The organism is Latilactobacillus sp. VITA-14 (assembly GCF_046580785.1).
Taxonomy (GTDB): domain Bacteria; phylum Bacillota; class Bacilli; order Lactobacillales; family Lactobacillaceae; genus Latilactobacillus; species Latilactobacillus curvatus.
In genome coordinates this window covers 24,201-38,567 of sequence record NZ_JBJKTM010000010.1, presented here as the reverse complement: position 1 = coordinate 38,567, position 14,367 = coordinate 24,201, and the positions used below count along the sequence as shown (strand labels likewise).

General features: G+C 40.4%; 13 protein-coding genes. 9 read left to right on the top strand and 4 right to left on the bottom strand.

Annotated elements, in window-relative coordinates:
• The first annotated feature begins 163 nt into the window (after positions 1 to 163).
• From flgM to ACF1X7_RS05675, 5 genes are all read left to right on the top strand, one after another.
• Positions 164 to 514 (top strand): flagellar biosynthesis anti-sigma factor FlgM, encoded by a 351-nt coding sequence (gene flgM / locus ACF1X7_RS05695; RefSeq protein WP_411162530.1) that lies wholly within the window; start codon positions 164 to 166, stop codon positions 512 to 514.
• On the top strand, positions 507 to 881 hold the full coding sequence (locus ACF1X7_RS05690) for a hypothetical protein (RefSeq protein WP_039099282.1): 375 nt from the start codon (positions 507 to 509) through the stop codon (positions 879 to 881). The genes flgM and ACF1X7_RS05690 overlap by 8 nt, the downstream gene beginning before the upstream one ends.
• A 392-nt stretch (positions 882 to 1,273) precedes the next feature.
• Positions 1,274 to 2,803 carry a flagellar hook-associated protein FlgK gene (gene flgK / locus ACF1X7_RS05685; protein ID WP_039098845.1) on the top strand — a complete coding sequence of 510 codons (1,530 nt, stop codon included), beginning with the start codon at positions 1,274 to 1,276 and terminating at the stop codon, positions 2,801 to 2,803.
• Positions 2,804 to 2,806: 3 nt separating this feature from the next.
• Positions 2,807 to 3,748, top strand: coding sequence for a flagellar hook-associated protein FlgL (flgL, locus tag ACF1X7_RS05680; RefSeq protein WP_039098844.1), 942 nt, complete (start codon positions 2,807 to 2,809; stop codon positions 3,746 to 3,748).
• A gap of 198 nt (positions 3,749 to 3,946) precedes the next feature.
• Complete coding sequence (locus ACF1X7_RS05675) at positions 3,947 to 6,028, top strand: methyl-accepting chemotaxis protein (protein WP_411162529.1); 2,082 nt, start codon at positions 3,947 to 3,949, stop codon at positions 6,026 to 6,028.
• A gap of 233 nt (positions 6,029 to 6,261) precedes the next feature.
• On the opposite strand, the gene tnpC is transcribed toward ACF1X7_RS05675, so the two are convergent.
• From tnpC to ACF1X7_RS05655, 4 genes are all read right to left on the bottom strand, one after another.
• Entirely contained in the window at positions 6,262 to 7,842 is a 1,581-nt protein-coding gene (gene tnpC, locus ACF1X7_RS05670; protein ID WP_411162528.1) for an IS66 family transposase, read from the bottom strand.
• Positions 7,843 to 7,988: 146 nt separating this feature from the next.
• Positions 7,989 to 8,345: an IS66 family insertion sequence element accessory protein TnpB gene (gene tnpB, locus ACF1X7_RS05665; protein WP_411162527.1), complete on the bottom strand. Its 357-nt coding sequence runs from the start codon at positions 8,343 to 8,345 to the stop codon at positions 7,989 to 7,991.
• Complete coding sequence (locus ACF1X7_RS05660; protein WP_039098842.1) at positions 8,335 to 8,517, bottom strand: hypothetical protein; 183 nt, start codon at positions 8,515 to 8,517, stop codon at positions 8,335 to 8,337. Before ACF1X7_RS05660 ends, tnpB begins: the two co-directional genes overlap by 11 nt.
• A 45-nt stretch (positions 8,518 to 8,562) precedes the next feature.
• A complete protein-coding gene (locus ACF1X7_RS05655) occupies positions 8,563 to 9,426 on the bottom strand; it encodes a DegV family protein (protein WP_039098841.1) in 864 nt (287 codons plus the stop codon).
• 300 nt (positions 9,427 to 9,726) lie between these two features.
• Between ACF1X7_RS05655 and ACF1X7_RS05650 the strand changes: the two genes are divergently transcribed.
• The 4 genes from ACF1X7_RS05650 to ACF1X7_RS05635 all read left to right on the top strand — a co-directional run bounded on the left by ACF1X7_RS05650 (position 9,727) and on the right by ACF1X7_RS05635 (position 14,352).
• A complete protein-coding gene (locus ACF1X7_RS05650; RefSeq protein WP_311133686.1) occupies positions 9,727 to 9,858 on the top strand; it encodes a QueT transporter family protein in 132 nt (43 codons plus the stop codon).
• Positions 9,859 to 10,359: 501 nt separating this feature from the next.
• A complete protein-coding gene (locus ACF1X7_RS05645) occupies positions 10,360 to 11,577 on the top strand; it encodes an IS1380 family transposase (RefSeq protein WP_411162526.1) in 1,218 nt (405 codons plus the stop codon).
• A 355-nt stretch (positions 11,578 to 11,932) separates the two neighbouring features.
• Positions 11,933 to 13,669, top strand: coding sequence for a pyruvate oxidase (gene spxB, locus ACF1X7_RS05640; RefSeq protein ID WP_039098838.1), 1,737 nt, complete (start codon positions 11,933 to 11,935; stop codon positions 13,667 to 13,669).
• An 89-nt stretch (positions 13,670 to 13,758) separates the two neighbouring features.
• Complete coding sequence (locus tag ACF1X7_RS05635) at positions 13,759 to 14,352, top strand: TVP38/TMEM64 family protein (protein ID WP_039098837.1); 594 nt, start codon at positions 13,759 to 13,761, stop codon at positions 14,350 to 14,352.
• The last annotated feature ends 15 nt before the right edge of the window (positions 14,353 to 14,367 follow it).

The window sequence follows — 14,367 nt, the reverse complement described above, 5'->3', positions numbered from 1 at the left end:
CTATCCTTATCTGTTGATTTTGTCGTTAATAATAAGAATAGGCCTTCATGGCCTTTTAAGCTAGTCTAATTGGTCTAGTTATCAAGTGTTGCACTTCAATTTTAAATCGGGGAAATAAATTAAGTTAAAAAAAGTTGAACTTTTAGGTTTAACTTTTTTTATTTTGGCCGATAACTGTATTTGTAGAGTCAAAAAGGAAAAAGGAGGCATTCACATAAAAATTAATCGAGATATTTCTTCAATCAATTCACAAATGATCCAAAACTATTATCACAATCAAGCCTCGAAAACAACGAAAAAGGGTGCACCACAACAGTTTAATGTTAAATTATCAGATACTGCTCAAAGATTAGTAAACAACGCTAAAAATCGTGATATAGACGATGATGTGGATGCGGCTAAGGTCGACAAAATCAAACAGCAGTTGGCAAACGGAACATATAAGGTCTCACCAGAAAAGATTGCTGATCAGATGTTCCAGGAAATGAAACAAGAAGGAAATAAAGATGAATGAAAAGGCATTTCAGGCTAAGCTTAAATTATTTATCAAAATACTGAAACGTGAACAAAAGTTTTTAGTTCTTGATGACGGAGAATCGCTAAATGAAATTGTTCCGCAAAAGGAAGATTTCTTACCGATTTTTGAGAAGTATACTGGTGAAATTGGCGACAAAACAAAGATGCTGATTCAAGAAATCCAAGAGTTGCAAGAAACTAATTTATTGTTGACGCAACAAGCCTTGGCTTATCAGAAAAAAATGATGGATACGATCCAACACAGCTTGGAAAAACAGGAAAATACTTATGTTGATCAGCATAGGACTCAAAGTCAACCTAAGCGAGAAGATATTCCTGCGGCAATCGTAGATCAGTCATTTTAGGTTGTAGAAGGGGTGCGTGAACCAAAAGTCTGTGCCTATCCAACTTCGCCAACAAGTCGTAAACCACGACTTATTGTCAAAGTCCGATAGTGCTCAACTTTTATGCGGTTCACTTCACCTTGTTATTAGTCAGGTTACGAAATGCAAAAGCTTGTGCTTAACTAACTTCAACAAAAAGTCGCTAAATGCACGACTTATTGTTAAAGTCCGTTAATGCTCGGCTTCTAACCGCATTTCTTCACCTTGTTATTCTTAGTCAGGTTGCGTGAACCAAAAGTCTGTGCCTATCCAACTTCGCCAACAAGTCGCAAACCACGACTTATTGTCAAAGTCCGATAGTGCTCAACTTTTATGCGGTTCACTTCACCTTGTTATTCTTTAGGAGGACTTTCATGTCAGGTTTATTTGGTACTTTGAATACTGCTCGCAGTGGGTTAGATGCTAACCAAATCGGCTTGCAGACTAGCAGTCATAATATTGCTAATACTAATACCGAAGGTTACTCGCGCCAACGTGTTGATTTATCAACGAAGATCCCTTATGCAAAAACAGGAGTCGGTTTGATCGGTAGCGGTGTTCAAGCTGATGGTATCTCACGGATCGTTGATGACTTTGTACGTTCACAGGTTCGAGATTCTAATTCAGATTACAATTTTAACGTCCAAAAGTCAGATGTTTTGGCTTTATTAGAAAATGCATTACATGAGCCGTCAGACGATGGACTCATTACACAATTGAATAATTTTGCTGACAGCTTACAAAAGTTAGCCGACAATCCCGAGTTGGATACGGCTAAAACTAATAGTGTTCAAATGGGTGTTGCTTTAGCTTCTTATATCCAGCAAACTGCACGGCAAGTTTCACAAGTTTCTACTGATACACGTTCTTCTTTGGCGAAAACTGTTCTAGATTTTAATGAAAAGGCGGAACAACTCGCTAATTTGAATCAACAGTTGTATGACAGTCATTTAAGTGATGAACAGCCCAATGATTTGTTAGATCAGCGCGATAGTTTATTAAAGGATATGTCTGCTGAAAGTAATTTAACAGTTTCGTTTGACAAATATGGCCGTGCTTCACTTAGTATCGGTGACCATGCAGTGGTTGACAATGAAAAAGGAGTACAGACTAAGTTAAATGTTGTTGTCAGTAACTCTGACGGCAAAGCTCAGATTTTGCCAAATGGTGATGAAACACAACCAAAGCAAACGATCGATGGAGACTTCACGGTCGGAGAAGTCGTTTTTGAAACAGCGAACGGTTCAGGTAAGTATAGCAAGTTAGCAGTTAAGTCAGGTTCGATCGGCGGTTTGCAAGAATCATTGGCTGAAGTGGAAAGCCATCGAGCTGAATTAAATGATTTTGCTAAAGGCGTTGTAGAAATTGAAAATATCGTTTATTCTGACGGGCAAACTCCAGATAGCGGCTTTTTTGAAATCACTGATCCCAGTGATCCGGCTTTAAGTATTAAGATCAACGATGATTTAGTCGCAGATCCAGGCAAAATGAAAGTCGGTACTGGTGATGATCCGGCCGAAGGAGATAATGGACGTGCTTTAGCGATGGCTAGAGCTTTAAAGAGTAAGCTTGGTTATCCGGTCGATACAGCGAATTTGCTGAAAAATTATAATAAAGATACTTTGACCTTCAATAATTCTAAAGAGGGTTTAACGATCCCAGGTGCTTACAACAGTATTGTTACAAAAAATGGGATATCTAAACAAAAAGCAGACAATATGGCATCTGCTCAATTATCAGCGTTGAATCAATTGGAATACAAAGATCAAGCAGCTTCTGGTGTTAATTTGAACGAAGAAATGTCAGATGTGATCAGATTTCAACAAGGTTTTCAAGCTAATGCCAAATTGTTAAATGTCGTTTCAGAAATGTTGGATACTTTGATCAATAGAACGGGGGTTTAATCAATGAGGGTTTCCAGTAAAATGGAATATTCTGATTTCTTGAAGAATTTACAGATCAGTACTAACAAGGTTCAAAAGACAATGAATCAACTGTCTAGTTTGAAAGAGGTCAATAAGGCTTCTGATAATCCTTTGTTAGTCGCAAAGATCTTAGATCTGAATGTTTCAATTTCACAAAACAAAACGTATGGCCAAACAATTTCTGATTCCACGCTCTGGTCGCAAACGCAAGACTCAGCTTTAGATAATGTTTCGACCTTGATGCTTAACATTAGAAATTTGATCGAGTCGTCGGCCAATAGCGGAACAGCTACACCTGCCGTTTACAATGCGAACCGTAAAGAAATCTCACAGTCGATCTCAGGGATAGTTGATGCCTTGAATACCAACTATGATGGCAGGTATATCTTTGGGGGGACAAAGACACAAGAGCCACCATTTGCTGTTATTAAAGATGCTGAAGGGGCAGCTGTCAGTTTAGAATACAGAGGCAACGTGGATAATTTACAGCGCGAGATCTCAGATGGTGTCAGCTTAGATTTAGCTACTGATGGTTCACGTTTGATGCATGCCGATGGTTCGTCTGGCATTGATAAAGATAGCAAGTCTGAACTGACCGAATTCTTTAGCGGTTTGATCGATACTTTGAAATCGGGGGATCCAGATAGAAAGTTATCCAGTGAATATTTGTCAGGGATCGATAAATTTACTGAAAACTTTACTGACTATAGATCTAAGATCGGTTCGATCGAAAATCGTTTAAGTTCAGCATCAGCTCGAAATAAATCTGAGAAAAATACTTTAGCGGAAACTTTGTCTAATAAACAAGATGTTGATGTTGCAGAGAAGTATATGGAATATCAAAATCAAATGATTGCATATCGTTCGACCTTGGCTATGGGGACTAAGGTCATGCAAACCTCGATATTAGATTATCTGCGTTAAAGTTATATTTTGTTTTAGTGGGGCTAAAGGGGTAAAAGAGCAGTAATTGCTCGTTAATTTGATGACTTCAGCGCAAGCAAAAGCAAATACTGGCAAACATATTATTTAGGGGTTGTTTGCTTCAGTGCTTTTGTGAACGATAGTCATGAGATCCTTAGGGGATCAAATTAGATAGTTAGGGAAAGATGGGGAAAGAAAATGGCAAGTAAGAAAAAAGTTGCTAAAAAGAGTATTCAGAAGTATTTTTTATCGTCACTCTTATTGATAGCATTGGTACCGGCAATTATAATGAATTTGATCTCATACGGGAATACACGTCAGCAATTGATCGAGAAAAATGACCGTTTAAAAGTGACGGCTGTAAATGTTTTGCAACGGCAACAAGTTGACATGCGGCAAGATGTTACTGGACAAATTGCTAGTTTGGAAAAAAGACCAGAGTTGACCAATAATGTCAACTTAAAAGATGCTAACAGAACTTTGAAAATTGCCAATGGCGACGCCCAGGGAACGATCACCAACTTGATGTATGTCAACACTGATGGTACATATGCTTATTCGAATTTTGCGATGCCTAAAGATATGAATATTTTAGATCAAGATTGGTATCAAAAAGCACCCACAGGACATGCATATTGGTCGATTCCTTATGAAGATCCGGCTAATCATTCGTATAGTGCAAGTGTTTCCCAGAAAATCGTAGATAAGCAGGGGAAAGCCCATGTTTTAGCAGTTACTGTTTCATATTCATCAGTACAAAAATCTGTTGAATCGATGGAAATCGGAAACAATGGTCAAGCCGCCGTTTTAACTAAAGCCGGCAGGGTTTTGATCAAAAAGAACACTGGTAAAAGCAATAATACTTTTAAAGCAGGTAAAATGATCAACAAGACAGCCGTTTATAAAGCAGTGGCTGCTTCAGCGAAAAAGAAGGGGACGATCAAAGTTCCTGGAGGTTCGCAGATCAATAAGGTTACCTTTGACAAGGGCAATGGAACAACTGACAATTGGACCATCGCCCAAATGAACAATAGTGATTTGAGCGCAGGCACACATCATATGTTGATAATCTTGACAATCTCAATGTTGGCGATCATCATTTTAGCCGTGATAATATCTTACTATAGTGCAGATTTGATCAAACGTGCTTTATTAATACTTGAGAAGTTCTTTATAGATGCTGGCCAAGGTAAGATGAGTTACGTGCCTGCAGTGGGTGAAAAAATCGAGTATTCTAAGGTACCAATAGAACGTCTAGCTCAAAAGATGACCAGAGCTGATGTGAATGGACATGAGTTTAACAGAGTAGCGGCTAGTTACAATAATATGATCGCTTCTGTCACTGTTCTGATCGGACAAACACAGCAAGAAGCCAAGAATGTTTCTGAACAAGCTGCATCATTACTTGACCTTTCGAAACAAACAACAACTGCTTCTGAAGAAATCGCACAGACGATCACTGAAATTGCTGAAGTGACAGGATCACAAGCAAAAGAAACTACTGAAAGCGTGGATAACGTTCAAAAAATCACTGCACATATTGATAATGTCAATGCGAATATGGAAGAGCTTGCTAATTCATCCAAAGAAGCTTCAAAAGTTGGACAAAATAACCTGGATGTCATGGACAAGGTCAATGGTCACTGGTTAAATGAGATCAACGGAATGCAAGCTTTGATGAGTAGTGTTCAGGAAATGGATAGTGATGTACAAAACATTACTAAGATCATTAACGTTATCAATGATATTGCAAGACAGACGAACTTGCTTGCTTTGAATGCATCGATCGAAGCAGCTAGTGCAGGCGAAGCAGGAAAAGGATTCTCAGTTGTTGCAGCGGAGATCCGGAAGTTAGCTGAACAAAGTAATGATTCGACTAAAGAAATTGAGTCGATCATTGAACAGATCAGACAGCAATCAACTGGTTTGGTCAAGACAACAACAGACTCACTGGAAAGCAGTGAAAAACAGACTGGTTTGATCACAGAAGCCATCAAGTCGACAATGAACGTTTATAAGCATAATGAAGCTATGGGTGCAAATGTTCAAAAGATCCATGAGGGTACAAAAGAGATCAGTGAAACTCAAAAGATGATCTTAGATAAACTTGAAAGCATCTCAGCTTCAACACAAGAAAACGCAGCAGGAACAGAGGAAGTTTCGGCTAACTCTGAAGAAGTGCAAGCTACGATGGATGAGTTTACCCAACATGTTTCGACCTTGGAAGAAACTGCTGCTCAGTTGCAAAAACTGACGGGTCAATTTGATTTAGATAACTAAGCAGAAAGCTGAGAAGCTGGCCAATTGCGAGTCCGTTATTAAATAGCAAAAAGTTAATATAAGAGAACTGCAAACAAAAAAGATCGTTCTTCTTTAAATTGAAGGACGATCTTTTTGCATGTAGTTAATTATTTTGCCAACTAATGATCGTAAGCAGTGTTGAATTGGACGTGTAGCTTTCGCTAGGAAATTATTTGAAGTTAAGAAAACGCCTGAAGTTCGTGGTTTGAACTTCAGGCGTTTTTTTCAAGCAATTTTTCAATTTTAGGTTGTTTTTGATTCCATGGTAAATAAGGCTCTAACTCTGCTGTACTTGGAAATGGTCCTAATTGCGAGATCTGAGTTAGGAGCTCAATCAAATATTGTTCAGGATCTAAGCCGTTGGCTTTCGCACTCTCGATCAAGGTCAACCAGACCGCATTAGCCTGGGCGCCTGCCACACTAGTGCTGAACAGAAAATTTTTCCGTGCGATCACTAAGGTTTTGACAGCCTGTTCGCAAGTATTGTTAGAGAGATCAAACGCACCATACTCTAATAATTTATCCAGGGCACTTCGCTGCCCTACTGCATAAGTGATTGCTTTTCCGAGCATTGATTTGGGCAAGACTGGTAAAGTAGCGACACATTCCCAAAATTTATCGAATAAAGGTCGGAGTTCACGTTGGCAGTAAATTCGGCGTTCCTGACTGGAAAGCTCCGTCCCGGCTTTTTCCTGCCGGAAAATATCATCTAAGAGCTTTAAAGGCCGCTTAGCCTGTGAGTCAAATTTGGCTGCATCGTAAAACTTACGCCTCACATGAGCTAAACAGCCTACTCGATCTGCGTGATCGACTGCATGATAAACTTGGTAGCCGTCACACTGCAAAACACCTTGAAATCCCTGGTAGAGTTCCCGACCGGACTTTTGTGTGCGGTCGGGCTTGTAAGCATAATAGATCCCTGGCCGCGAGGCTTTTTGAACTGTCCGCAGGACCCACATCCTTGATTCGGAGGTAGGACTCTTAGCGGGTTCTCGTAAAACTTGAATGACTGTTTCGTCACCTTGTAAATAAGGGCGTCGCAAAAGTTCTTGGTGGATCAAGTTATACAAGGGTGTCATCAGCTTTGCCCCCTGCACGAGCCAACTTGCCAGAGTGGACTCCGCGACTTGCCAGCCTAAGCGGTGCCAATCTTTTAATTGACGGTAAAGTGGGGTGCCCAAAACGAACTTTTGATAAACGATATTTTCCAAAAGTGCCGGGGTCGCCAAACTATGTGGAAACAACGGTCGAGGTGTGTCGGCCTGATAAAAAGCCGTGTGTGCTTTTTTAGCAAAACAAGCAGCACAATCACAGGCATAAGTACGAACATATTCATACTCGACCCATAATTTTGCCGGAGCAAAGTGCAATTTACTAGACACCAGTTTTTTGCCCACGACTTTCAGAGGCTGTCCTTCAGGACAAACCAAGTTTGGCAGTTCGTAGATTTTTTCTTTAACAGGTAGATCAGCTACTTGTGCTTGACGTGGCTGCCTTTTTTGCGGTCGTTTTTGGTTCGTTGATTGAGTTTCTTGCGTGCTTTGTTCGTCAGTGGGCTCTGACTGGGTAAAAACACCCTCATTTTCTCCCCAGAGTTCCATTTGATTAGCATCAACCGGGACAGATTTTTCGGACTTTGGTGCATACAATTTTTTAGTTAGATATGTGTTCATGTTTTCAAGTTCTGCGATCCGAGCATCTTTAGCCTGGCTTTCTTGTTTTAATAGCTGCACTTGTGCAGTTAGTTCTTTGACTTGTGTCATTAATGCTGCGAACTGTTTTTGTTGGTCCATTTCTATCCCCACCCACCAGTATGACTAATAAGCCCTCCGGCTTATCTTGACAAGTTTTAGCATAACACGCTCCCACGCAAATAGCATCCACAGATTTAAATCTGTGGATAGGGTTTTAAAAAGATATTCACAGGTGGATATGTCCGCTAGGCTTCAAAAACTTTGTGGGGGTCATATTGATGGACCGTGGCATCTAAAGACCATCCTTGTAAGAGCCTCTTTAACTGAAATGACGTTAATTTACGCACAGCGGCTTGGTCAAGTGGCCATTGTAAACTACCGTTTTCAAATCTTTTATACAAGAGCAAAAAACCGTCACCTTCCCATAAAAGAGCCTTGAAGCGGTCCTTGCGAGTCCCACAAAAGAGAAATAAAGTTCGTCGGTATGGATCCAATTCAAATTGTTCAGTGACCACGCCGACTAACCCGTCGATCCCTTTGCGCAGATCAGTTTTGCTACACACTAAGTAGATCTGGTCAACTTTATTTAAATCAAGCATCATGGTCAAACGCCGCCTTCAAGAATGCATCTAGGATATAGTTGTTGATCCGGTTATAGATCACAGCCGTCTTATTTTGATCCAGCCGAATTTGGAGCGCTTTTTGCGGTACTTTTGGTGTTTCATGTGAACGACCATTAAGTTTAACTTCCACAAAATCATGTTTTTTTTCCAAAAAAACCACCTCATCCTTTTTGATGAGATGATCATATAATATCTTTCATTTGATTGAAATACGTCCACTTAAACACTGCTTACTAATGATCAGTGCTTGTGGACCGATGAAGGAAAATATCGAAGGTGAATATAGATCAGTTACTAGTTGAAGTTGCGGCATAATTTCTTTCAGGCAAGAAACATATTTTTCCAAGACCATTGTATTGTCTGCCACGATTGCTAGTTCCGGTTTTGCTGCAGAGCTGCGAAACTTATTCAATAGCGCCGTTGCAATTTTTTTCGTGCGTGAACTTTTCATCAAGACTTCAAGTTCACCATTTTCGGAAAAATGTAGCAAGGTTTTATAATGCAGCATATTATTACTGAAGAGATGTGCATTATTTGAAATAGAACCGATCCGACGCAAGTTTTTGAGATTTTCCATTATGACCAGTGTATGTTGCTTTTGGCGATACTTGGTTAGTTCTGCTAAAATGTCAGCAATTTTTAGTCCGTGAGTAATCATAGTAAGTGCTCGTTCAACCAACGCTCCTTCTGCAGGACCAAGAGTATGAGAATCAAAGAGATGGATCTTAAGCGGCTGTTGACAGCTTTTGGCGAAAGTAGAGAGATTTGAGCCTAAGCCACTGATCGAACTGGCAATATGTATACAAAGTACGTCAGTATAACCAGCTTGTTGAAGTTCATCGGTTACTGCAGAAATTGTGGTTAGAGGGATCTGCTCTTCTGTTACAGTGTTAAGCGTGGCTTCCCTTAGCGTTTCTATTCCAGCAACTTCTGGTAATTCATTGGGATAATAAGCTTCTCCATCCAATGAAAGTGGGATCTGTAAGACCCTAATATTCGGTTGTGATCCGACTTTACTGCTGATCATCGCAGCGCTGTCAGTTAAAATAGCGATTTTCATTAGTAATATCCATTCATTGTATAAATTTCGTGGGTCGTGTCAAATATTTGTTAGGCTAGACAGTTAGTTGATCCACGATTTTTAGCGACTAGTTACTCGGTTGTTAAAATGTCTAATAATAAAATTATAACATGCTTTTCAGGTTGATAAACGGTCGTCTTTTTTCTATACTTGAAAGTACAGTATTAATGGAATAATTACTTGTTACATGGTGGTTCGTGACCATCCCACCTAAAAACTAGGAGATTCTTAAAAAGGGCACGTCTTAATAATAAAGTTGCTGAGATCACTAAAACAGTTTTGATTGCTGCACTTTATGTAGTTTTAACGTTTGCTTTTACACCATTGAGTTATAGACCGATTCAATTTCGTTTGTCAGAACTGCTCAATACTATGGTGGTTTTCAACAAACGTTACATGAGGGGTGTTTGATTGCTAATTTATAGTCATCAATGGGGCCGGAATGTCATAGGCAGTCGCACTAGAATTACATCTGGTCAGTGAAGTTTTGTTTTGGATGACATATTTGACAGTCGGCATTGGTGAATTTGTTGTGGTTTTAATTGGCGACATTGTTGTGTGGCTGATCAATGAAAAAGTTGATCTAAGCCGGTAAAAGTGAGCGTGGTTTGCAAATAAAGAGGTGGCAATGATGCTGACATTCCTGTTTATATTATGCGTCCTTTTTGTGTGGAGCGTTTTGAGCTTCTTTTTCAACATCGGCTGCGGTTGCTTGTTAGGAGTCATATTTTTACTAATAATAATCCTGAATAATTCATATCTTTAACAGTTTTTCTTTCTTTGCCTGTTATCATCTTGTTTGTCCGTGATCCAAACCAACACCTTTTAGGTGTTTAATTGCGTATACAAAAAGAGCACAGCCTGTGCTATTGTTAAGTCGACCAAAACCAACACAGAACAGGAGTGCTCCATATGTCGACTTTACAACAACAAACCGTTAACTTCAACAAAAATCTGGTTCTTTCTAATAATGGTGGTCATTTATCTAACGATGCGGGTCTAATTTTAGTGGCTGAATTTATGCATCAGATCCACTTTAAGCGCCTTTTGAAAGAAACTCTCCATTTTAAGGAAAACCGCAAGTTCTATAGGTACCATAAGAACCAGCTGTTTAAACAACTGTTGATTCAGCTGATTGCGGGTTATTTCGACGATACTGCCGCTAATAAACTGACCGCAGACATGAGCTTTGAGCTTGTTTTAGATAATTTAGTTGCTTCGCAACCAACTCTTTCACGCTATATCAACCAAATTTCCGCAGACGACTTGGCCGGGATCACAAAATTAGTCGCCAAGTTAGCGCAGTTAGTGATCACACAAAAGAAGCAACGTCAACTGATCATTGATCTTGATTCGACTCATTCCGATACATTTGGTTACCAGAAAGGCAGTGCTTTTAACACCCATTATCAAACGAACGGTTATCATCCCCTGTTGGCTTTTGATGGTTTTTCGGGTTGTCTCTTAGGAGCTAAATTACGGCCAGGTAACGAATACACTTCCAAAAATGCGGAAGCTTTTTTGAAACCGCTACTGAAACAATACGCTGCTTTAGATGTACTAATCCGGGCTGACTCGGGTTTTGCCAAGCCAGAAATTTATGCCGCCTGTGAAGAAGCTGGGGCAAAGTTTACGATCCGTCTCAAGGCTAATCCAAAACTACAACGGATCGCCGAGCACTTGATCCATGTGGGGCAACCTGGGGAAGACTTCGCCGAAAAAGATGTCCAGTGGCACCGTTTGACAGATTACCAACCGGACACTTGGGGTCGCGCTTACCCCGTGATCATTAAATCAACTCGCCCTGCTGGCGAGCTACTCTTTAAACACGAATTTATCGTGACTAACTTGGAGCTGGCTTTTGCCAGTGACGTCTTTGAACTCTATCACCAACGTGGAGCCATGGAGGATCTGATCAAAGAAGTTAAAAGTGGCTTTGCCTTTGATAAAACGGATAGTTCCAGTTTTACGGCTAACCAGTTTAGAATGTTACTCGCCGGTGTGGCTTATAACTTAGTTCAAGCCATGAAAAAACTGGTTTTCCCAGCTGAATTAGGGAACGCAACGAAGCGCCACTTTACGTTTCAAGCTCTTTCATTTGGCCGGCAGAGTCACCCAACATGCACGTAAATTATGGCTGCATCTTTCTAGTACCAATGTTTTTGATGATTTATACTGGCAAACATTGTTTAGGATTCAAGAATTTCAGCTCACTAGTAATTAAAAAAGACAATTTAAAAAATTTAAGTACGATCAAGGGAGTAGTTTACTCTTTTGACACCAATCAAAAATAAAATTGTCTTAAAAATAGCTCAAATACACTCAAAAATAGTTGCGGATTAAATTTGAGCTAAATTAAACGTTAAAAGGGGCAAATTACCTTTACGCAACAAAGTATGAATTATTCAGGATTATTTGTAACGCTTACATTTTAAGCGGTATACTTAAGTAAGTGAAACATAAAATCATCAGGAGGTCTTTATTAATGGTAGCACAGAAAATAAACGCATCAGATGCAATGTTAAAAGTCATGGCAGACTGGGGAATTGACCATATTTTTGGTTTACCCGGTGGCTCGTTTGATTCAACGATGAATGCACTACATAACCAGAAAGCGATTATGCGTTACATTCAAGTGCGCCATGAAGAAGTCGGTGCACTAGCAGCGGCGGGTGAAGCCAAAGCAACTGGCAAGATTGCTGCTACATTTGGCTCAGCCGGACCTGGTGCAGTCCACTTGTTAAATGGTCTCTACGATGCTAAATATGATAATGTTCCTGTATTAGCATTAGTTGGACAAGTTGCTACGGGTGTGATGAATACGGATTATTTCCAAGAAATGAATGAAAACCCCATGTTTGCTGATGTGGCAGTCTATAATCGGACGGTAATGACGGCTGAACAGATGCCACTTGTAGTCGACCAAGCCATTCAACAAGCCTATAAACACCGCGGCGTAGCAGTTGTCACGATTCCAACTAACCTAGGCTGGGAACCGATTGAAGATAACTTCGAGGCTACTGCAAACTTATTCCAAATGGGCAATTATCCAGAGCCAAGAAGCGCGGATATTGATCGTACATTACAGTTAATTAAAGATGCAAAACAACCCATTATTTATTTTGGTCAGGGTGCACGTGCTGCGGGTGAAGAATTGGTTGCTTTATCTGATCGGTTGAGTATCCCAATGATGTCATCAGCCCTTTCAAAAGGGATTGTTGCCGATGACCATCCAGCTTATATGGTTTCAGCTGGGCGAGTAGCCACGAAACCCGGAGTTGATTTGGCAGAAGCTGCTGATCTAATCTTATTTGTCGGTAGCAATTATGAATTCGGTCAATACTTCTTCAAGCCAGATGCCAAATTTATTCAAATTGATATCGATCCTACTAAACTAGGACACAGACACCATGTGGATGTCGGAATTTTAGCGGATGCTAAGACGGCATTAAAGGCATTGCTAGCCGCGAGTGAACCAGTTGCCAAAAAATCTGCCTTTTATAAAGCAGCACTCGCCAACAAAGAAAACTGGAATGAATGGAAAGCCAGTTTTGAAGAAAACGATCAAACACCGTTACGTGTGGAACCCGTCTTCAAACAAATCAATGAGATGGCCACTGACGATGCCATCTTTAATCTCGATGTTGGGAATGTTTCAATCGATGGGGTGCGTTTCTTGAAAATGCATCCAGGCCAACGTATGACGTTATCAGCATGGTATGCCACAATGGGTTGCGCAGTGCCTGCAGCAATCGGGACCCAGGCTGCCTACCCTGACCGTCAAATCTGGTCGATTAGTGGTGACGGTGGCTTCACGATGGTGATGCAAGATATTATCACGCAAGTTAAATACCAAATGCCAATCATCAACGTTGTATTAAGCAACGATTCATTCGGATTCATTGAAGCTGAACAAGATGATAAGGGTCAACCACACTCAGGGGTTGCCATTCAGGGGGCAGATTACGGTGCAGCAGCAACAGCGATGGGCGCAAAAGGATTTACGGTACGGACATTAGCTGAATTGAAAGCTGCTTTTGCTGCTGCTAAAGGCACGAAGGAACCTGTTGTGATTGATGTTAAAATTGCTAACGAACGTCCGTTACCCGTTGAACAACTCGTGATTGATGATCAAACACAGGATCCAGCAGAAGTAGCGGCCTTTGTTGAAAAATATCATGCACAAGGATTGAAACCATTTCGGACGTTCTTAGAAAGTTAAGATTTTTTAAATCAGACTAGCGACCGATAAAAAATAATGTTGAATGTGGTAAATTATAATTAAAATTAACCTTGGAAGGAATTCAGCGGATGAGTAGAACAATTTCAAGACGCTTAATCAGCGCAACGTCTCTCATGGCATTAATCGGAAGCATCTCATTGGCTATTTATTGGTCTCGGCTTGGTCTTTTTAATAACACGACCGCGTTGCAGGCGTATTTGGGGCACTCTGTGCTAATTGGTCCGCTGATTTTCATCACGATTCAGATTATTCAAGTTGTGATTCCTGTCATTCCAGGCGGGATTAGCACCGCAGCCGGGGTTTTGGTATTCGGCCCACTTTGGGGGTTTGTTTATAATTACGTCGGGATTGCAATTGGTTCTATCTTGAACTTCTTATTAGCACGACAATTTGGGAAGCCGTTCATCTTACACGTCATCAGTGAAAAAACGTATGACAAGTATATCGGGACAATTACGGAAAAGAAAAACTTTGCGCGCTTCTTCGCACTTGCGATTTTCTTACCGGTCGCACCAGACGATGTCTTGTGCTTGATGGCTGGGCTCACCGAGATGTCATTGAAGAAATTTACATGGATCATTATTTTATGCAAGCCAGCTTCAATTGCAGTGTATAGTTTTGCGCTGGTGTATGGCGGTCAATTCCTAATGCAATTAATGTAAAAAAAGGCCCAGGAT